19 protein-coding genes are annotated in these 18859 nt (G+C 71.9%); 2 read left to right on the forward strand and 17 right to left on the reverse strand.

Annotated elements, in window-relative coordinates:
- Positions 1 to 14 precede the first annotated feature (14 nt).
- From ABLM29_RS04810 to ABLM29_RS04845, 8 genes are all read right to left on the reverse strand, one after another.
- Positions 15 to 1580: an aldehyde dehydrogenase family protein gene (locus ABLM29_RS04810; RefSeq protein ID WP_502889168.1), complete on the reverse strand. Its 1566-nt coding sequence runs from the start codon at positions 1578 to 1580 to the stop codon at positions 15 to 17.
- A gap of 100 nt (positions 1581 to 1680) precedes the next feature.
- A complete protein-coding gene (locus ABLM29_RS04815; RefSeq protein ID WP_349712765.1) occupies positions 1681 to 1878 on the reverse strand; it encodes a ferredoxin in 198 nt (65 codons plus the stop codon).
- Entirely contained in the window at positions 1875 to 3083 is a 1209-nt protein-coding gene (locus tag ABLM29_RS04820; protein ID WP_349712766.1) for an NAD(P)/FAD-dependent oxidoreductase, read from the reverse strand. The genes ABLM29_RS04815 and ABLM29_RS04820 overlap by 4 nt, the downstream gene beginning before the upstream one ends.
- 3 nt (positions 3084 to 3086) lie before the next feature.
- Positions 3087 to 4313, reverse strand: coding sequence for a cytochrome P450 (locus tag ABLM29_RS04825; protein ID WP_349712768.1), 1227 nt, complete (start codon positions 4311 to 4313; stop codon positions 3087 to 3089).
- Between the two features lie 31 nt (positions 4314 to 4344).
- Complete coding sequence (locus ABLM29_RS04830; RefSeq protein ID WP_349712769.1) at positions 4345 to 4851, reverse strand: HtaA domain-containing protein; 507 nt, start codon at positions 4849 to 4851, stop codon at positions 4345 to 4347.
- Positions 4852 to 4858: 7 nt separating this feature from the next.
- Entirely contained in the window at positions 4859 to 5410 is a 552-nt protein-coding gene (locus ABLM29_RS04835) for a hypothetical protein (RefSeq protein ID WP_349712771.1), read from the reverse strand.
- Between the two features lie 148 nt (positions 5411 to 5558).
- Positions 5559 to 6203 (reverse strand): TetR/AcrR family transcriptional regulator, encoded by a 645-nt coding sequence (locus tag ABLM29_RS04840; protein WP_349712773.1) that lies wholly within the window; start codon positions 6201 to 6203, stop codon positions 5559 to 5561.
- 57 nt (positions 6204 to 6260) lie between these two features.
- Positions 6261 to 7295 carry a zinc-dependent alcohol dehydrogenase gene (locus ABLM29_RS04845; RefSeq protein ID WP_349712774.1) on the reverse strand — a complete coding sequence of 345 codons (1035 nt, stop codon included), beginning with the start codon at positions 7293 to 7295 and terminating at the stop codon, positions 6261 to 6263.
- Positions 7296 to 7514: 219 nt separating this feature from the next.
- Between ABLM29_RS04845 and ABLM29_RS04850 the strand changes: the two genes are divergently transcribed.
- Positions 7515 to 8198: a TetR/AcrR family transcriptional regulator gene (locus ABLM29_RS04850; RefSeq protein WP_349712776.1), complete on the forward strand. Its 684-nt coding sequence runs from the start codon at positions 7515 to 7517 to the stop codon at positions 8196 to 8198.
- A gap of 31 nt (positions 8199 to 8229) precedes the next feature.
- Here the strand turns inward: ABLM29_RS04850 and ABLM29_RS04855 are convergent, their stop codons facing one another.
- The 9 genes from ABLM29_RS04855 to ABLM29_RS04895 all read right to left on the reverse strand — a co-directional run bounded on the left by ABLM29_RS04855 (position 8230) and on the right by ABLM29_RS04895 (position 17695).
- On the reverse strand, positions 8230 to 9882 hold the full coding sequence (locus ABLM29_RS04855; protein ID WP_349712778.1) for a long-chain fatty acid--CoA ligase: 1653 nt from the start codon (positions 9880 to 9882) through the stop codon (positions 8230 to 8232).
- 197 nt (positions 9883 to 10079) lie between these two features.
- The gene (locus ABLM29_RS04860) at positions 10080 to 10262 is read right to left on the reverse strand and encodes a hypothetical protein (protein ID WP_349712780.1); all 183 of its coding nucleotides are present in this window, start codon (positions 10260 to 10262) and stop codon (positions 10080 to 10082) included.
- 340 nt (positions 10263 to 10602) lie between these two features.
- Positions 10603 to 12393 (reverse strand): bifunctional sugar phosphate isomerase/epimerase/4-hydroxyphenylpyruvate dioxygenase family protein, encoded by a 1791-nt coding sequence (locus ABLM29_RS04865; protein ID WP_349712782.1) that lies wholly within the window; start codon positions 12391 to 12393, stop codon positions 10603 to 10605.
- Entirely contained in the window at positions 12393 to 12851 is a 459-nt protein-coding gene (gene aroQ, locus ABLM29_RS04870) for a type II 3-dehydroquinate dehydratase (protein ID WP_349712783.1), read from the reverse strand. Before aroQ ends, ABLM29_RS04865 begins: the two co-directional genes overlap by 1 nt.
- 28 nt (positions 12852 to 12879) lie before the next feature.
- On the reverse strand, positions 12880 to 13731 hold the full coding sequence (locus ABLM29_RS04875; RefSeq protein WP_349712785.1) for a shikimate dehydrogenase: 852 nt from the start codon (positions 13729 to 13731) through the stop codon (positions 12880 to 12882).
- A complete protein-coding gene (locus ABLM29_RS04880) occupies positions 13728 to 14735 on the reverse strand; it encodes a phosphotriesterase family protein (protein ID WP_349712787.1) in 1008 nt (335 codons plus the stop codon). Before ABLM29_RS04880 ends, ABLM29_RS04875 begins: the two co-directional genes overlap by 4 nt.
- Positions 14735 to 15754 carry a DctP family TRAP transporter solute-binding subunit gene (locus tag ABLM29_RS04885; RefSeq protein ID WP_349712789.1) on the reverse strand — a complete coding sequence of 340 codons (1020 nt, stop codon included), beginning with the start codon at positions 15752 to 15754 and terminating at the stop codon, positions 14735 to 14737. Before ABLM29_RS04885 ends, ABLM29_RS04880 begins: the two co-directional genes overlap by 1 nt.
- 76 nt (positions 15755 to 15830) lie before the next feature.
- On the reverse strand, positions 15831 to 17105 hold the full coding sequence (locus tag ABLM29_RS04890) for a TRAP transporter large permease (protein WP_349712791.1): 1275 nt from the start codon (positions 17103 to 17105) through the stop codon (positions 15831 to 15833).
- Positions 17102 to 17695, reverse strand: coding sequence for a TRAP transporter small permease (locus ABLM29_RS04895; protein WP_349712793.1), 594 nt, complete (start codon positions 17693 to 17695; stop codon positions 17102 to 17104). Before ABLM29_RS04895 ends, ABLM29_RS04890 begins: the two co-directional genes overlap by 4 nt.
- Positions 17696 to 17823: 128 nt before the next feature.
- On the opposite strand from ABLM29_RS04895, the gene ABLM29_RS04900 reads away from it, so the two are divergent.
- Entirely contained in the window at positions 17824 to 18849 is a 1026-nt protein-coding gene (locus tag ABLM29_RS04900) for a LacI family DNA-binding transcriptional regulator (RefSeq protein WP_349712794.1), read from the forward strand.
- Positions 18850 to 18859 lie beyond the last annotated feature (10 nt).

Consider the following 18859-nt stretch of genomic DNA (forward strand, 5'->3'; position numbering starts at 1 on the left):
GATGGGGTGGGAGCTCAGGACTGCGTGTCGGCCGACTTGCCGCGCAGCATCTTGTTCTTCTTGTCGGTGAAGGGCGGCTCGGCGAACCGCATCAGGTTCGGCCCCCTGCCCTTGATCAGGACCGAGCGCTCGTGACTGAACGCGCGCACGCTCGCCTCGCCGTGGTAGGCGCCGTAGCCGCTGGCGCCGACCCCGCCGAAGGGCAGCGCCGGCACACCGATCTGGATCAGGTTCGCGTTGACCGCGACCCCGCCGGAGGAGGTGCGGGCCAGGAAGGCGTCGACGACCTCGCCGGCGCGGGCGAAGAGGTACATCGCCAGCGGCTTGTCGCCGGCGTTGACGTGGTCGATCGCTGCGTCGTGCCCGGCGACGACCATGACCGGCAGCACCGGGCCGAAGATCTCCTCCTGCATCGCGGGCGAGGCCGGGGTGACGTCGGTCAGGACCGTCGGCGCGAGGTACCGGTCGTCCCGGTCGTGCTCGCCGCCGAACGCGACGGTGGCACCGTCGAGCAGGCCGACCAGACGGTCGAGGTGTCGCTGGTTGACGATCCGGCCGTAGTCGGGGTTGTTCCGGATGTCGGTGCCGTAGAGCGCGGTGATCTCCCGTCCGAGGGCCTCGACCAGGCGGGGCGCGACCTCGGCGGTGGTCATCACGTAGTCGGGCGCGACGCAGGTCTGGCCGGTGTTGAGCAGCTTGCCCCAGGCCAGCCAGTGCGCGGCGGCGTCGACGTCGGCGGACGGGTCGACCCAGACCGGCGACTTGCCGCCGAGCTCGAGGGTGACCGGGGTGAGGTGCCGGGCCGCCGCGGTGGCGACGATCCGGCCGACGGTGCCGTTGCCGGTGTAGAAGATGTGGTCCCACGGCAGCGCGAGCAGCGCGGTGGTCTCCTCGACGGCGCCCTCCACGACGGCGACCGCCCGCTCGTCGAGGTACGTCGGCAGCACCTCGGCCATCAACGCGGACGTGGCGGGGGCGAGCTCGCTCGGCTTGAGCACCACGGCGTTGCCGGCGGCGATCGCGCCGACCAGCGGCATCAGCAGCAGGTGCACCGGGTAGTTCCACGGCGAGACGATCAGCACCGTGCCCAGCGGCTCGCGCTGGATCCGCGCCTTGGACGGGAACATCGCGAGGCCCGCGCGGACGGCGCGCGGCTTGGTCCACCGGTCCAGGTTCTTCAGCGCGTGCTTGATCTCCGTCCGCACCGTCCCGGACTCGGTGATGAAGGTCTCCAGGCCGTGCTTGCCCAGGTCGAGGTGGATCGCCTTCTCGATCGCGGCGCCGTTCTCGACCAGCATCCGGTCGAGCGCCTCCAGCTGCGTACGGCGCCAGGCGAGCGGCCGGGTGAGTCCGGAGGCGAAGCCCGCGCGGACCCGCGCGACGACGGACTCGACGGCATCTTCCACGGACTCCGTGCTCGCGGCGGTGGTCATGGTGCTCCTCGTGGTGACGGGATCGGGTGGGTTTCCTGCGGCTGGTCGGCGGCCTGAGAGCCACCACCGAGATCCACAATCGGAACCCGGTTCTATGTGATGGGGACCACTTTGCGGACGTCGTCCGGTTTTGTCAACACCCTCCACGGCGCGCCGGACACCGGGCCAGGCCGACCGGTCCCTGCAGGACGACGACGGGGGCGCACCGCCACAGCGGCGCGCCCCCGATCCGGACCCTGGCGACCGACTACTCGACGATCGTGATCACGTTCGCAGGGCAGACCGCGGCCGCCTTGCGGGCCTCGGCCTGCAGCGTCTCGCCCTCGGGGTGCTCGTTGAGGATGATGGCCACGCCGTCCTCGTCGCGCTGGTCGAACAGCTCCATGCTGGCCAGCACGCAGTTCCCGGCCGCGATGCAGCGGTCCTCGTCGATCTCGATCTTCATGGTGTGACTGCCACTTCCTTGTTGAGGTCCATCTCGAACTCGTTCTGCAACGCTCGTCGCCAGGTCAGCAGGGGCTTGCCCGCGCCGCGCCCGACGAAGGCGACCAGGCGCCCCTCCCGTCGGCAGACCGCGATCCACCGCTCGTCCTCCGGACTCCCCCCGTCGACGAACTCGATCTCGTCGCCGGGCCGAGCGATGCCGAAGGCCTGCACCTTGGCGTCGTACTGGTCGGTCCAGAAGAACGGGACCGGTGCGTACGGCGCCGCGCCGCCGGTCAGTGTCCGGGCCAGGTGGAACGGCCCCTCGGTCGCGTTCGTCCGCGTCTCCATCCGCAGGTGGCGGCCGTAGACGGGGTGGTAGCCCTCGGCGACGTCGCCGACGACGTAGACGTCCTCGGCCGCCCGCTGGTGCTCGTCGCACCGGACGCCGTTGCCGAGCTCGAGGCCGCTGGACTCCAGCCACCCCGTGTTCGGCGTGGCACCGACGGCGACCAGGACCTCGTCGACGGGGATCTCCGCGCCGTCGCTGAGCGCGAGGGCGGCGACCGACGAGCCCGCGGTGACGGTGTCGGCCACGGTCCGCCCGAGGCGCAGGTCCACCCCGTGCCCACGGTGCAGGTCCATCAGCCAGCTCGACACCGGCACGGTGAGCCGCTCGGCCAGCGGCAGCTCGGCCGGCTCGACCACCGTCACCTCGAGACCTCGCTTGCGGGCGGAGGCGGCGACCTCCAGGCCGATCAGCCCGCCGCCGACCACGCCCAGCCGGCGGCCCGGCCGCAGCGCCCCGGCGAGGCGGGTCGCGTCCCGGTCGGTGCGGATCGCGTGGACGTTGTCGAGCCCGTCGAGCGCCGGCAGCCGCCGGGGCGAGGCACCGGTCGCGATCACCACCGTGTCGTACGCCAGCTCCTCGCCGCCGTCGAGCAGGACCCGGTGGCCGACCGGGTCCAGGCCGGTGGCGCGGGCCCCGAGCAGCACGGTGATGCCGTTCTCCGCGAGCTGCTCGGCGGTGGCCAGCCCGATCTCGCCGATCGCCTGGGTGCCGAGCAGCACCCCCTTGGACAGCGGAGGGCGGTCATAGGCGAGCACGGGCTCGTCGCCGACCAGGGTGATCGGCCCGGCGTGCCCGGCCCGACGCAGGTTCAGCGCCGTCGCCGTGCCGGCGGCCGCGGCCCCGACGACGACGACGTGGGCGTGGGTGTCGGTCATCGATCAGGCCCGTTCCCAGGTGACCCACAGGTCGGCGGGGCCCTTCATGCGGCGTCGACCCCGCCAGCCCTCGCTGGGCTCGACGTTCTCGAACCTCGAGTACCGCTTGAACAGCTCCTCCAGCGCGACCCGGATCTCCATCCGGGCCAGCTGGGCGCCGACGCAGGCGTGCTCGCCGTACCCGAACGCCATGTGCGGCGCCGGGTTCTCCCGGTCCAGGTCGAACTCGTTCGCGTGCGGGTAGATCCGGTCGTCCTGGTGGGAGGAGACGATGTTGCCGCCGACGGCCTCGCCCTTCTTGATGCTGACCCCGCCGTAGTCCTCGATGTCCTCCAACGCGATCCGACCGCGCGCCATCCCGAAGCCGACGGTCACGAGGCGGAAGAACTCCTCCATGGCGCGGGGCAGCGCCTCCGGCTCGTCGCGCAGGCGCTCGTAGAGCTCCGGCTCGTAGGAGAGCCACTCCAGGATGCCGTTGAGCATCGACCCGGTCGCGTCGTGGCCGGCCGCGAGGAGGGTGAAGCCGAAGCTGCTCAGCTCCTCCTCGGTCCAGTCCTCCGCCGCGGTGTCGTGGATCAGCGCGCTGAGCAGGTCCTCGCCCGGGTTCTCCTTCTTCCAGGCGTAGAGCTCCTGGAAGTAGGTCTGGATCTTGACGTAGGCCTCCATCATGTCCTCCGGCGTCATCGCGCGGGAGTCGACGAGCAGGTAGGAGGCCTCCAGCACCTCGGGGTCCTCGATCGGCGGCGCGCCGAGCAGCGCGCAGAGCACCCGCACCGGGAGCAGACGGCCGAGGACGTGGGCGATGTTGCCCGGCCCACCGGGCTCGCCGGTGGCCTCGAACTCGTCGAGCGCGTCGACGACCATCTCCCGGGTCGCATCCTGGAGCTTGAGGACCTTCTTCATGGTGAGGTGCTTCATCACCACGGCGCGCTTCTTCTGGTGCTTCGCGCCGTCGTACTGGATGAAGGACGCCCCAGCGGACTTCTCGATCTGCCGGACCCGGGGGTAGTCGTCGAGCGACTGCATGATCTCGATGCCGAAGCGCGGGTCGTTGTAGAACTCCCGGGTCAGGTCGTAGCGCAGGGTCATCCACCCCTCGCCGCCGAACGGGAAGTCGATCCGGACGACCTCGGCGCCGGTCGCGCGCAGCTCCTGGTAGTCGGCCTTGATGTCCTCGGCCACCAGGAGGTTCTGCGCGGCCTGCATCTTGTACGGGGTGGTCACTGCCATCTGGTCTCTCGTTTCGTTCGGTTCGTGTCGTTCAGCTGGTGGTGGAGGTCGCGTCGGCGGGGATGAACGTGTCCGCCAGCTCCTCGGCCGTCGTGGGAGCCAGCCGCAGGCGGGCCCGGTCGAGCTCGGTCCCGACCGGGTAGTTGCCGCCGAAGACCGACGAGCCGACCCCGGAGACGCGGAGGTCGAGCAGGACCTCTCCGTCCCCGGCGGCGCTGACCGCGCCGGCAGCGATCTCGGCCCGCTTGTCCGGCCCGGTGCCGACCGCCACCGTCATCACCCAGCGGTCGCCGTGGCGGTGCAGCCAGGGCTCGACGAGCGGCACGTGCAGGAGGCCGCCGTGGCCGCGGAAGAGCACGCCGCCGATGAACCTCAGCACCGCCGCCGGCGCCGCCTCGACCTCGATGAGCGGGAAGCCGTAGCGCCCCCCGCCCGGTAGCGCGATCTCGCTCGAGACGTCGCAGCAGCCGTCCGGCAACGCGGCGACGTAGCGGCGGAAGCTCTCCTTCACGCCCCACTCGAGCAGCCCGGGTCCCATCGCGGCCTCAGTCCGACTCGCGCACGAAGTGCTTGTCGATGATGAGCTGGCCGCCGGGGGTCAGGACGTGCCCGTAGAGCTTGGTGCCGTCCTCGGAGAGGCGGCTCTGCATGATGTACTGCGTGGTCCCGTCGAGGTTCTTGCTGAGCCGGACCTGGGTCCACGGGTCGATGTAGAGGATCTTCACCCAGGCGATCGGCTGGCCGATGATGGTGCCGCCCTTGAGCAGCTTGCCGTCGCCGGGCGCCAGTCGCGGGTCGTTCGGGTCGCCGTCGATCGAGGTCACGGCGTAGGGCACCCAGACGGTGTCGTTGAACCGGACCCGGTACTCCATGTGCGTGGTCAGGTCGGGCGCGATCCGGACGTGCATCTTGTAGTCCATGACGTCGCCGACGGTGCGCCGCTCGACCCACTGGTCGGTGAGCGTCTCCGCCGTCATCTGACCGGTCTCGTCGTCCCGGATCGTCGAGTCCGCCTTGGCCAGGCGCCACACGCCGTCGAACCGCGTGGGGTCGAAGTCGACGTCGACACTCTGGGGTGAAACCGTGTTCTGACTCATGTTCTGTGACGGTACTCACGTCGCCAGGGGTCGTCAAGCACTTCGCCCGTACGTTTCCGGGACAGAGATTCGCCGCTCGACCGACGGCAGGAGCGGGTACGCCGGAAGGGCGCACAGGCCGGGGCCGTGCGCCGTGACCGCGGCGGGGTCAGGCGGGCTCGCCGGGCTCCATCGAGGACCCGACCGACGGCGCAGCCGACGGGTCACCCTCACCCGCGGCCGCCAGCTCGAAGAGCGCGTGCAGAGCGTCGACGACCGCGCCGACCTCGATCTCGGGTTCGTAGAGCAGCCGCAGCTGGAGCCCGTCGACGACGGCCCCCACCAGCACGGCGAGGACCGACGGATCCACGCCGGTCGGCGCCTGGCCGACCGCCTGCAGCCGGACGACGTCGTCGACCCCCTCCCCCGCGAGCCGCTCGTAGCGCTCGGCGAAGAACGGGTGCGCGACGTTGGCGGGGTCCGACGCCTCCGCCGAGAGCCGGACGTAGAGCTCGGTGAGCGCGGGCGTCGCGCTCGCCCCGGCGATCGAGGCGCGCATCGCGTCGAAGAGCCCCTCGGGCATCGCCTCGCGCGTGGCGGCCAGGCCCGGCTCGTCGCGCCGGGTCAGGAGCGCGGTCAGCAGCTCGTCCTTGCTGGCGAAGTGGTGGGCGACGCCGGCCTTGCTCAGCCGCGCCTGGTCGGCGACACCGCGGATCGTGACCGCGCCGTACCCCTGCTCGGCGATGAGGTCCAGCGTCGCATCGAGGATCTCCTCACGCTTCGCCAGCCCCTTCGCGTAGCTGCCCCGCTCCATGCGCCGACCCTACCGGCGGCGGCACCGAGAGATCCCCCGAGAGCGGCTCGGGCGCGGCTACCCCCGCGGGTCGACGAGGACCCGGTGCGCCGCGCCGTACTCGACGATGCGCTCGAACACCTGCGGCAGCGTGCTGAGCGGGACCACCTCGGTCGTCACCCCGGTGGTCCGGACCAGCCCCCGCTCGAAGAGCCGCACCAGGACCTCGAACTCGTCCCGCGAGTGCGCACGGGAGGTCTGGACGTCGAGCTCCTTGCTGGTCCACAGCGCGGGGACGACCTCGACCACCGCCGTCGGCGCGCTGATCATCATCAACCGCCCGCCCGGGCGCAGGTAGGTCACCATGCTCATCAGGCTCGACCCCTGACCGGCGCACTCGTAGGCGACGTCGGCGCCGCGGCCGTCAGTGAGCCCGTGGAGGGTCTCCAGCAGCGCCGGGTCGTCCGGCGCGAAGGCGGCGGTGGCACCCAGCCCCAGCGCGACGGCCCGACGGTCGGCGTCGGGCTCGACCACCACCACGTCGGTCGCACCGAAGACCCGCGCGACCTGCATCGTGAACAGCCCGATCACGCCGGCGCCGACCAGGAGGACGGTGTCCCCCGCCTCGACGCGGCTGCGCCGGACCGCGTGGTAGGCCACCGCGGCGGGCTCCAGCATGGCGCCCTCCTCCAGCGACATGCCGTCGGGCAGCCGGATCAGCCCACCCGCCGGCACCTGGATGTGCGAGGTGTAGGCGCCATGCGCGGGAGCCGTCGCCTGGGAGCCGAGCGAGAAGAAGTCGCAGAGGTCCCGATGGCCGACCTTGCACATCTTGCAGGTGCCGCAGGCGGGCATCGTGGTGCGGGAGACCCGGTCACCGACGGCCAGGTCAACGACACCCTCCCCCACGGCCGCGACGACGCCGGACCACTCGTGCCCCGAGAGGGTCGGGCTGTAGGGGTAGCCCTTGCGGTAGGCATCGATGTCCGAGGCGCAGACGCCGGTGAAGGCGATCTCGACGATCACATGCCCCGGCAGCGGGGCCTCCGGCACGGAGGTGCCGACGGCGGTGAGCTCGTTCGCGCCGGAGATGACGTAGGCAGTGGGAAGCAAGGAGGGCCCCTTCAGGTGTACGCCGCCGCCTCAATTGGAAACGGCGTTCTTATCGTTGTTCTGATAGAATGTGACGCTACTCACCCACCCGGGAGGCGTCAAGCGGCCCGCGCGAGCACGACACGCCCGCGCCCGGGGTGGTCTGAGGAGTGGCGGGCGACCCCGTCGGCCATGATGGTCTGGAGCAGCGGCCCGACGCCGCGACTGGAGTGGAGAGGCGTGATCGTGGAGGCCCCGTACGCGGTGAAGACCCACACCGACCCCAGCGACGAGGTCGTGGCGTTCGCCCAGTCGGTCGGCGCCGGCGTCACCGACCTGCACCGGTTCTGGACCGCGCCCCGCAAGAACCAGCAGGCCCGCTACGAGCGCATCCTGCTGGCGACGATCGAGCTGGCCCGCGAGGGCGGGTACGACGCCATCCAGATGCGCGACGTGACCTCCCGCTCCGGGGCGTCACTGGCGAGCATCTACACGTACTTCCAGTCGCGGGACAACCTCGCCTACCGGGCCGCCGTCGCCTGGGCGTCGCTCATGCTGGGCCGCGCCCGGAAGCGGGTCGACGACGACCTGGCCGACGCGACGCCCGGCGAGCGCATGCTCGCGCGCCAGGAGGGCCTGATCGCGGCGATCTGCGAGGAGCCGAACATGCTCGCGCTCTGGGTGCGCTCGACGATGACCAACGACCCATCGGTGGTCGCCTCCCAGCGGGGGGTCGACTGGTCCTACTGGAACAGCGACCCCGACGCACCGGCGGAGGCCGACGAGGCGCGTCGGCTCTACATGGAGCTCGCCCAGGACGTCTTCTACGCCGGCGCCGTGCGCTGGGTGTTCGGCCAGGAGGAGCTCGAGCACGTGATGGGCAGCGTCCGCCGCCTGCGCGAGAGCATCAGCCGGATCGCCTGAATCGCCCGGATCGCCGGTGCGGCGGCGCCACTCACGCCTGCGCCTCGGCGGGCGCGGCGCCGGTCCCGTGCCCCAGGCCCCGCAGCACCTTCTTGTCGAACTTCCCGGTGCTGGTGCGCGGGATCGCCTCGATGAACGCGTAGTGCTCGGGGATCCACCACTTGGCCACCCGGTCGGTGAGGAACGCGCGGATCTCCTCGGGCGAGACCGGGCTGTCGACGGCCAGGTACGCCAGCGGCCGCTCGCCCCACCGCTCGTCCGGGATCGCCACCACCGACGCCTCGCGCACCGCGGGGTGCGCCATGATCTCGTTCTCGAGGTCCTGGGAGGAGATCCACTCCCCGCCGGACTTGATGGCGTCCTTGGCCCGGTCGGTGATGCGGACCCAGCCCTCCTCGTCCACGGTGCCGACGTCGCCGGTGCGCAGCCAGCCGTCGTCGAACTTCGACGGCCCGTCGGCCGGGTCACCGAAGTAGGCGCCGGTCACCACCGGTCCGCGGATCTCGATCTCGCCGACCGCGACCCCGTCCATCGGCTGCACCGTGCCGTCGAAGTCGACCAGGCGCACCTCGTACAGCGGCGAGAGCCGGCCCTGCGCGCGGCGCCGGCTCCACCGCTCGTCGTCGGGCAGTCCCGGATCGTCGCGGCCGACCGTCGCGCCGGGGAAGATCTCGGTCATCCCCCAGCCCTGGACCATGTCCACGCCGAAGAGCTCGTCGTACTGACGCATCAGGTGCTCGGGCACGGCGGTCCCGCCGCACAGCACCATCCGCAGCGTCGAGAGGTCGATCGGGGACTCGGACGCGGCGCGCTGCGTGACCAGGCGGAGCACGTCGGTCCACAGTGTCGGCACCCCGCTGGACCAGGTCACGCGCTCCTGCTCGATCAGGCCGGCGACGGCGTCGGGCCTCAGGTGCGGGCCCGGGAGGACCAGGTCGTTGCCGACCAGCCCGCTGACGAAGGGCATGCCCCAGGCCATCGCGTGGAACAGCGGCACCAGGGCGAGCGCCCGGTCGTCGCGGGTCAGCCCGTACTGGTCGGTGCCGGTCATCGCGAGGGCGTGCAGCACGATCGCGCGGTGGCTGTAGAGCACGCCCTTCGGGTCGCCCGTCGTGCCCGAGGTGTAGCAGAGCGACGCGGCGGAGCGCTCGTCCAGGTCGGGCCACGCGAAGCCGGGGGCCTCGGCCGCGAGCAGCGCCTCGAAGTCCAGCGCGCCGGCCGGCGCCGCGCCGGGCATGGCCTCACCCGGCTCGTTCACCACGATCACATGCTCCACCGTGGTGAGCTGCGGGAGGACAGGTACCAGGAGGTCGAGGAGGGACGCGTCGACGATGACGACGCGGTCCGCGGCGTGGTTGACGGTCCAGGCGAGCTGGTCGGCGTGGAGCCGCAGGTTCATCGTGTGCAGGACCGCGCCCATGCCCATGACGCCGAAGTAGGTCTCGACGTGCTGGCGGTTGTTCCACGCCAGGCTCGCGACCCGGTCCCCTGGCCCCACGCCGAGACGCGCCAGCGCGTTGGCCAGCCGGCCCGCGCGCGCGACCACCTCGCCGTAGGTCGCCTCCGAGGTGGCGCCGGTCTCCGGGTCCAGCAGCGTGACCACGCGTCCGCCGCGGTTCACGGTGCGCATCCGCTCGGCGATCAGCCCCACCGTGAGGGGCACGTCCATGAACAGGCCCGGCATCGCCAGGACACGGTCCCCCTCCCCGCTCGCTCCCGGTGCCTGCGCTTCCTGATCGGGGTGCATGGTGGTCGACCTCTCTTCGTGGATCTGTGGGCTCGGTGTGCTCCGGAAACGGAGCGGGCCGGTGGACGGCGCCCCCACGGCGCCGCCCACCGGCGGGTGGTGTCAGCCGGTCGTGCCAGCCGGTCGTCTCAGGGTCAGCTCGCGTCGCCGATGGCGTAGCCGCCGATCTCCTCGTACTCCGTGAGCGCCGTCATCTCGCCGGCCGCCGCGTCGTACTGCAGCAGGCCCGCGCAGAGCGAGGGCAGGACACCGCCGACCGGGAACTCCGCTCCCGCTCGTCGACTGGTTGCCAGCGACCGTCGCGTTCGTGATGGCACCTCGCTCGTCTCGGGGCCCCGCCGCCCGGTGTGATGGCGCTCACTTCACGTGGCACCCGCCCATCATGGAGGTGGCGTGCGTCTCATGGCAATACTATTCTGATCATAGTTCGGAACAATGTTTCCGCATCGACCGTCGCTTGTCGCGGGGAGATCCACCCGATGCACCGCATCGTCTGCAGGGAGCTCGGTGACCCGGATCAGCTCGAGCTCGTCGAGGCGCCGACCGTCGCCCCGTTGGCCCGCTGGCCGACGCCGGCGAGGTGCTCGGGCTGATCGCCGCGCGCCGGGCCGTCGGCAGGTACGTGCTGCGGCCCTGACCGCCCGGGCGGCGCGCGGACTAGTGCCGGGCCTGCGCGGCGAGCCGGACCGGTGCGTTGTCGGCGCCGTACCCGTCGTAGTCCCCGATCCGCTGGACGACCTCGAAGAAGAGCCGCCCCACCCGCGGGGTGTAGAAGTGCAGGAAGGCGCCGCCGGCGTCCCGGTCGTAGAGCAGGTCGTGCGCGCGGAGCCGCGCGACCTCGTCCTCCGGCAGGCCGAACCGCGCGGCCAGGTCGTCGTAGTAGTTCGCCGGGATCCGAAGGAAGGGCAGGCCCCGCTCGCGGGCCGCGGCGGCGACCGCGACGATGTCGTCGCAGGTCAGGGCCACGTGCTCGGGGTAGTGGCTGGTCAGGGCCGGCGCGACGTTCAGCGGCAGGCGCACGGCGCCGTCGGCCGAGCGCATCACCTGACTGCGCACCAGCCCCTGCGGGCTGGCGACCTCCGTCCCGGCCGGCGCGTGGAGGCCGAGCAGGCTGGTCCAGAAGAGGATCGCCTCGTCGTGCTCGGCCCAGGTGTGGACGAGGTTGATGTGGTCGACCCGCCCGAAGGCGTCGGACGGCTCCGCCGACCCGTGCTCGAACTCCTCGACCCAGGCGGGCTCGCCCGCGACCGGGTCGTCGTTGACGAAGACCTCCAGGCCGCTCGGCGCCGCGAAACCGGTGAGCCGCTGCTCGCCGGCCTGGGTGCGCCGCGGCACCGGCCGCACCCCGAGCGCCGCGGCACGCGCGGCGGTGGCGGCGGCGTCGTGGACCTGGAGCCCGACGCCCGCCAGGGTCGGCTCCTGGTCGCGCGCGTGCTGCTCGTTCAGGACGATCCGTACCTCGCCCGAGGACCACAGCCGGACGGCCTTCGTGCGGTGCTGCCCGCGGAACGTGAGCCCCAGCTGCTCCAGGAACGTCTCGACCTCGCTGGTGTCCTCCGCCTTGACCTCCACGTAGTCCAGACCGGTCGGCGCCTGGACCTCGGGGATCGTCCGCATCCGGGTCCCCTCGCCCACCACGCGCGCGGCCTGGTCCTCCAGCCACACCAGCGACCGGTAGGCGTGCTCGGCGGTGCGCCGCGTGTCGGTCTGGCGGAAGACGTCGTTGAACACCTCCAACGACAGCGGGCCGGCGTAGCCCACCCGGTCGAGGTGGGCGACGAAGGCACCCAGGTCGAAGGCCCCCTCGCCCGGGAAGAGCCGGTGGTGCCGGCTCCAGCTGAGCACGTCCATGGAGAGCGCGGGCGCGTCGGCGAGCTGGACGAAGAAGATCTTCTCCGGGTCCATCTGCTCGATCCGGCTCGGGTCGAGCCCGCGGGAGAGGATGTGGAAGCTGTCGAGGCAGGTGCCGATCGCCGGGTGGTCGGCCCGCTCGACGATCTGCCAGGCGCGCCAGTAGTCGTCGACGTACCGCCCCCAGGCGAGCGCCTCGAACGCGACCCGGACGCCGTACGACGCCGCCAGGTCGCCGAGCGTCCGCAGCTGCCGGGCGGAGACCTCGTCGGAGTCGATGGTCGCGGTGGCGACGTTGCTGCAGACCAGGATGGTGTCGACGCCCAGGCGGTTCATCACCGCGAACCTGGCCTCGGCGCGGCGGAGGTTGTCCGCCAGCAGGGCGTCGTCCACGCCTTCGAAGTCGCGGAACGGCTGGTAGAGGTCGAGCGAGAGCCCGAGCCGCGCGGCGCGGGCGCGCACCTCCTCGGGGCTCAGCTCCCCCACCACCAGGTCGGGCTCGAACACCTCGATCCCGTCGAAGCCGGCCGCGGCGGCCGCGTCCATCTTCTCCTCGAGGCTGCCGCTCAGGCAGACCGTCGCGATCGAGCGGCGCATCACGCGGCACCGCCCGTCGCCCCGGCGAGCGCGCGGATCCCGAGCTCGTAGCCGAGCGGGCCGAGTCCCACGACCACCCCGCGCGCCACCGGCGAGAGGTACGAGTGGTGCCGGAACGGCTCCCGCGCGTGCACGTTCGAGAGGTGCACCTCGACGAGCGGCACCTCGGCCCCGACGACCGCGTCGCGGAGCGCGACGGAGGTGTGGGTGAGGGCCCCGGCGTTGAGCACCGCGCCGACGCTGCGACCGGCGGCCACGTCGGCACCGCACTCCTGCAGCCAGTCGACGAGCTCGCCCTCGTGGTTGCTCTGGCGGAAGTCGAGGTCGAGCCCGAGCCCCGCCGCCACCTCCCGGCTGCGCGCCTCGAGGTCCGCGAGCGTCTCGTGGCCGTAGACGGCCGGCTCGCGCCGGCCGAGCAGGTTGAGGTTCGGTCCGTTGATGACGTGGACGGCTGTCACGGGTGCTCCTCGTGGGGTCGGGCTGCGGTCAGCCGGCGTCGGCGGCGATGAGCCGCTCGAAGTGCGCGTGGACGCGGTCGTCGTCGGGGTCGCGGCCGGTGATCAGGCGCAGGCTCTCGACGGCCTGGCCGACCGCCATCGCGCCGCCGTCGAGGGTGGCCAGGCCCCGGGCCCGCGCGCGTCGCACCAGCTCGGTCTCCAGGGGCCGGTAGACGACCTCGGCGACCCACCCGTCCTCGGCGAGCAGGTCGACGTCGAAGGCGATGCCGGGGTGCTCACGCATCCCCGTCGGGGTCACGTGCACCACGCCCTCGGCGCGCCCGAGCCACGGCGCGAGGTCGCCGCCGGTGGTGGCCAGGTGGACGTTGCCCTGGAAGCGGTCGATCAGCCGGCCGACGGCGTCCTCGGACCGGTCGTGGACGACGATCCGCTCGAAGCCGAGGTCGATCAGCGCGCAGGCGGTGGCCAGGCCGGCGCCACCGGCGCCCACCTGGAGGACGGTCCCCCGCGGACGCTCCCCGAGGAACCCCTCGAGGCCGCCCAGGAAGCCGCGGTAGTCGGTGTTGTGCGCCACGCGGCGCTCCCCGAGGAGGACCAGGTTGGTGGCACCGATCCGGGCGACCGCGTCGCTGCGCTCGTCGACGTGGGCCAGCACCTGCTGCTTGAACGGGTGCGTGACGTTGACCGCGGCGTAGCCGAGCTCCTCCAGGCGGGTCAGCTCGGCGCCGAGGTCGACGTCGGGCCGGTCCAGCAGGTCGAAGACCTCGTAGGTGTAGTCGAGGCCGAGCAGCGTGGCCTCCTCGACGTGCATCGCGGGCGTCAGCGACGGCCCGATGCCGTGGCCGAGCAGCCCCACGCGGAACGTGGTGGCGGCGCTCATGTCGACACCCCTGTCGCGGGGGCGAGGAGCCGGGCGGGGTTGTGGATCATCATCGTGTCGAGGTCCTGCTGGGTCGCGCCTCGGGCGAGGAGCTCGGGGAGCACCCGACGGCTGAGGTGGTCGTGCGTCCACTCCGGTGTGTGCACGCGGCGCCACGAGGGCGGGGTGACGCGGCTGAAGTAGGCGCTGTCGTGGGACAGGACGAGCTGGTCGGCGTGGCCGCGGTCGAGGAGGGCCAGCACCACGCCGACCCTCTTCTCGTCGCTGCCAGTGTGCGCCATGCCGAACCGGTCCATGCCGAGCGTGACGCCGGTGTCGAGCAGGGCGAGGAGGTAGTCCAGGTCCTCGCTGTCGCCGCTGTGGCCGATCACCACGTGGTCCGGCGCCACCCCGCGCTCGAGGAGGAACCGGGCCTGGTCGAGGCCGTTGCGGCGGTGCGGGTTGCTGTGCGTGGTGACCGGGACCCCGGTCTCCACGTGCACCGCGGCGGCCGCGGTCATCACCCGCTCGATGTCCGGGGTGAACCCGGGCTCGTCGGTGACCACCTTGAGCATGCCGGCGCGCACGCCCGTCTCGCCGATGCCCTCGACGACGTCCTTGCGGAAGAGGGCCGCCACCGGGTCCGGGCCGCCGACCAGGCGGCCCGGACCGTGGGTGCGGAAGTACGGCGGCAGCACCTCGTCGGCGTACCACCCGGTGGAGGCGACCAGGTTGACCCGGGTCCGGGCCGCGACCCGGGCGACCAGCCCGGCGTCGCGCCCCAGACCGGGCACCGTCAGGTCGACGACGGTCCGGATCCCGAGGTCGTACAGCTCCTCGAGCCCGGCGACCGCCTGCTCCACCGCGACGTCCGCGTCCCACTCGGGGTGCGGGTAGTCGCGGTCCAGCTCGGGGCTGAGCACGAACAGGTGCTCGTGCGTGAGCGTCGGCCCCAGGCTGTCGGCAGGAAGTCCCCCGCGGTACGTCGCGACCACGGCCGGTCCCGCCTCCGGGTGGTCGGTCATCACTCCTGGGCGTCCTTGATCGACTCGTAGACGGCCAGGGAGTCGCCCTCGAGGTTCGCGCGGAACCAGGCGTCGGTCTGCTCCGAGAAGGCCTCGACGTCGACGTCGTCGACGATCTCGATCGAGCCGTCGGACTCCCACTTCGCGAGGGTCTCCTGCTCGGCCTCCTCCACGCAGCCCGGCATCTGGGAGACCGCGTCGGCGACCGCGTCGTCCACGGCCTGCTTCTGCTCGTCGCTCAGGTCGTCGTACCGGGGACCCGCGACGATGAGGTTCGAGTTCTGGGCGTGGCTGGACATGCTGAGGTAGTCCTGCACCTCGACCAGGTTCGACGCGTCGATGTTGACGATCGGGTTCTCCTGGCCGTCCACGACGCCCTGCTGGAGCGCGAGGTAGAGCTCCTCGTAGGCCACCTCGGTCGCCTTCGCACCCAGGGCCTGCGCGTTGAGCAGGAACTGCGGCGAGCCGGGGAAGCGCATCCGGAGCCCGTCGAGGTCCTCGGGCTCGCGGATCGGCTCGTTGGCGGTGAACTGACGCGCGCCGGCCGACCACGCGCCGAGGATGGAGACGTCAGAGGCGTCCTTGAAGTCCGACTTGAGCTGGTCGGCGGACTCGGAGTTGAAGTACTCCTCGAGCGCGGCGGCGTCCGGGAAGGCGTACGCCGCGTCGATGACGCCGACCGGGTCGTAGACCGCGGCGAGCGCGCTCGCGCCCTGGATGTCGATGTCGATGTCGCCGGACTGCACCGAGGCGATCCGGTCCGCGTCGCCACCGAGCTGGCTGGCCGGGAAGATCTCGATGGTGACGCCCACGTCGGCGTCCTCGACGGCGTTCTTGATGACCTCGGCGCCACAGGTGTGCTGCGGCTGGTCCTCGGTGTAGGAGTGGGCGAGGGTCAGCTCGACGCTGTCGCCGCTCGCGGAGTCGTCGTCACCGCCGCAGGCGGCGAGGAGGGCGAGCGGCAGCGCGACCACGGCGGTCGCCGCGAGGGTGCGGTGGATACTCCGGTGGTGGGTCATGACGTTCCTTACCGACGTGCCTCGACGCACGTCACTGGGGTTACTGGGGTTGGTTGTCACGGGCGACACCCACTCGTCAGAGGCCGAGCTGGTTCGGCAGCCAGGTCACCATCCCGGGGAAGAAGATGATCCCCAGGCAGATGGCGGCGAGCGGGACTATGAAGGGCAGCGAGCCCTTGAACACCTCGCCCACGGGGACCTTGACGGCCGAGCTCAACACGTAGAGCACCGTGCCGACCGGAGGGGTCAGCAGCCCGATCATGAGGGAGAGGATCATCAGGACGCCGAGCACGATGGGGTCGACGTCCAGGCGCAGTCCGATCGGCATGAGGATCGGGACCACGAGGACCAGGACGGCGGTGGGATCGACCACCGTGCCCAGGATCAGCATGAGCACTGCGACCAGCAGCAGGAAGACAGTGCCGTTGTCGGTGAACCCGAGCACCAACTCCGAGAGTTGCTGGGGGATGCGCTCGCGGGCGAGCACGTACCCCAGAAGAGAGGCCGACGAGACGATCAGCATGATGGCCGCGGTGGTCATCACGGTCTCGGCGAAGATCTTGGGCAGGTCGCGCACGTGGAGCGTGCGGTAGAAGAAGCCCAGGACGAGGATGTAGAAGGCGCCGACCGCGGCGGCCTCCGTGGGTGTGAAGTAGCCGCCCAGGATCCCGCCCAGGATGATCACCGGCGCGAGCGCCGGGCCGACCACCCGCTTGCCGGTCTCGGCGAGGCGGCTCCACGAGAAGCCGGTGTGGACGATGTCCGGCTGGCGTCGTACCTGGATGAACACGACGATGCACAGGCCGACGGCCATCAGCAGGGCCGGGATGACCGAGGCCGCGAAGAGCGCCCCCGTGGAGACGGCGGCGAGGCCGGCATAGATCACGGCCGGGATGCTCGGCGGCATCACGGGGGCGATCAGCGCGGAGGCGCCGACCACGCCGATCCCGAACCGCCGCGAGTAGCCGTTGCGGAGCATCGCCGGGATCTCGACCTTGCTCAGCGCGGCCGCGTCGGCGACGGCGGAGCCGGACATCCAGGAGAAGCCGAGGCTGACGCCGACGCTGACGTAGCCCAGGCCGCCGCGGACCTTGCCGAACAGCGCGAGCGCGAAGTCGAAGAGCCGGTCGGCGATGCCGGCGTGGTTGGCGGTGGCACCGAGCAGCACGAACAGCGGGACCGCGAGCAGCGGGAAGCTGGCCGTGGAGTTGGTGATCAGTCGCATGGCGAGGCCGAGGGACTGACCGGTGAACATCAGGTAGGCCAGGCCCGGGCCGAGGAACGCGAAGGCGACGGGCACGCGCAGCACGAGGAGCAGCGCGATGGCGAGCAGGAGCAGTCCGACGGTCATCGTGTGACCTCCTGGCCGGGGCCGTTCACCTGGATCGCCAGCTCGTCGGAGTGCGAGGCCTCCCGGACGCCGTGGAGCGCGACGTCCACGGCGGCGACGGAGGCGCGGATCGCGGTGCTGATGAAGCCGAGCAGCGGCAGCACGTAGATCCACTTCACCGGCAGCCCCATGGCGGGCGTCGTCAGCTGGCCGGACTCCTCGATGAGGGACCAGCACGCGGCAGCGAACCCGACCCCGATCACGGCGACGATCGCCAGCGCGAGGACGTGGATGGCGCGGACCACGCGCTCGGACTTGATCTGGTCGACGATCTGGAGGGCGATGTGGCCGTCGCGGGTGACCAGGACGCCGGTGGCGGTGAAGGTCAGCCAGACCAGGCAGTAGCGGGCCAGCTCGCCCGTCCAGGTCCAGCCGTCGATCGGCAGGTAGCGCTGCCCGGCCTGCACCAGGACGAGGACGAAGATGACCGCGGTCGCCAGCCCGGCGACGCCGATCTCGACGGCCGTGATCACCCGGACGGCGCGGTGCAGCGCCGGGTGCCGGGGAGGCGCCGGCGGCGGCGCGGTCGGCTCTGGCTCGTTCGTGCTCACTGTCTCTTCCCTTCCGTCCCGGCGCACAGCGACTGTGGCCCCGGTCACAACTCGTGGAACTCTAGAAACCTCGTGGAAACAAGTGCAATCGGTTGCCATAGTTGCCAACCACGTGGCTTGATGTCCGGGTGCAGCAGCCCACGATCTACGACGTCGCACGCCGGGCGGGGGTCGCCCCGTCCACCGTCTCCCGCGCCTTCGGCAAGCCGGAGCGGGTCGGGCGCGCGACCCGCGAACGGGTCCTCGCCGCGGCGGACGAGCTCGGCTACGTCCCCAACCCGCACGCCCGCGCGCTCCAGACCGGGCGGCACAAGACGATCGCGATGGTCATCTCCGACATCGCCAACCCGCACTTCTTCGAGCTGATCCGGGGCGCCGAGCAGCGGGCGAAGGCGGCCGAGAACACCCTGGTGATCGTGAACGCCGAGGAGTCGCCGACGATCGAGCGCGACCAGATCCGCGCGCTGACCCGCTCGGTCGACGGGTTCATCCTGGCCGCGAGCCGGCTCCCGAGCCAGGACCTGCGCAACCTCGCGGCGAAGCACCACGTCGTCCTGGTCGACCGCGAGCTCGACCCCCTGCCGAGCGTCGCGATGGACACCGCGTCGGGCTGCCGCCAGATCCTCGAGCACCTCGCGTCCATGGGGCACGGCGGCTTCACCTACTGCGCGGGGCCGCCGGGCTCGTGGATGGGCGCCGCCCGGTGGGCGGCCCTGAGCGGCGCCGCCGAGGAGTACGGCCTGCGCGCCCACCGGATCGGCCCCTACACCCCGACCGTCGTCAACGGCGGCGCCGCCGCCGACAGCGCGCTGCGCACGGAGGCGACCGCCATCGTGGCGCACAACGACCTGCTGGCCATCGGCATCATGCGGCGGCTGACGGCGCGGGGGCTGCGGGTCCCCGAGGACGTCAGCGTGATCGGGTTCGACGACATCTTCGCCGCGGACCTCACCACCCCCACCCTCACCACCCTCGGCGGGCCCGACGCCCATGCCGGCAGGCTCGCGGTCGAGCTGCTCCTGGAGCTCCTGAAGTCGTCGCCGGGCCTCAAGGAGACCGACGGCGAGGAGTCCCCGCACCGCCTGCGGCTGCCGACCCACCTCGTGCTCAGGGACTCGTCGGGCGCCGCGCGCCCGACGGGTGAGACCGCCTGACGCGACCCAC

Source organism: Nocardioides sp. YIM 152588, assembly GCF_040191335.1.
Lineage (GTDB): Bacteria > Actinomycetota > Actinomycetes > Propionibacteriales > Nocardioidaceae > Nocardioides.

Coding starts and splice junctions, on each gene's coding strand:
- ABLM29_RS04885 (WP_349712789.1), bottom strand. CDS start 15,754: ATGACCCACCACCGGAGTATCCACCGCACCCTCGCGGCGACCGCCGTG.
- ABLM29_RS04880 (WP_349712787.1), bottom strand. CDS start 14,735: ATGACCGACCACCCGGAGGCGGGACCGGCCGTGGTCGCGACGTACCGC.
- ABLM29_RS04830 (WP_349712769.1), bottom strand. CDS start 4,851: ATGGGACCCGGGCTGCTCGAGTGGGGCGTGAAGGAGAGCTTCCGCCGC.
- ABLM29_RS04820 (WP_349712766.1), bottom strand. CDS start 3,083: ATGACCGACACCCACGCCCACGTCGTCGTCGTCGGGGCCGCGGCCGCC.
- ABLM29_RS04835 (WP_349712771.1), bottom strand. CDS start 5,410: ATGAGTCAGAACACGGTTTCACCCCAGAGTGTCGACGTCGACTTCGAC.
- ABLM29_RS04825 (WP_349712768.1), bottom strand. CDS start 4,313: ATGGCAGTGACCACCCCGTACAAGATGCAGGCCGCGCAGAACCTCCTG.
- ABLM29_RS04855 (WP_349712778.1), bottom strand. CDS start 9,882: ATGCCGGGCCTGTTCATGGACGTGCCCCTCACGGTGGGGCTGATCGCC.
- ABLM29_RS04890 (WP_349712791.1), bottom strand. CDS start 17,105: ATGACCGTCGGACTGCTCCTGCTCGCCATCGCGCTGCTCCTCGTGCTG.
- ABLM29_RS04875 (WP_349712785.1), bottom strand. CDS start 13,731: ATGAGCGCCGCCACCACGTTCCGCGTGGGGCTGCTCGGCCACGGCATC.
- ABLM29_RS04865 (WP_349712782.1), bottom strand. CDS start 12,393: ATGCGCCGCTCGATCGCGACGGTCTGCCTGAGCGGCAGCCTCGAGGAG.
- ABLM29_RS04815 (WP_349712765.1), bottom strand. CDS start 1,878: ATGAAGATCGAGATCGACGAGGACCGCTGCATCGCGGCCGGGAACTGC.
- ABLM29_RS04840 (WP_349712773.1), bottom strand. CDS start 6,203: ATGGAGCGGGGCAGCTACGCGAAGGGGCTGGCGAAGCGTGAGGAGATC.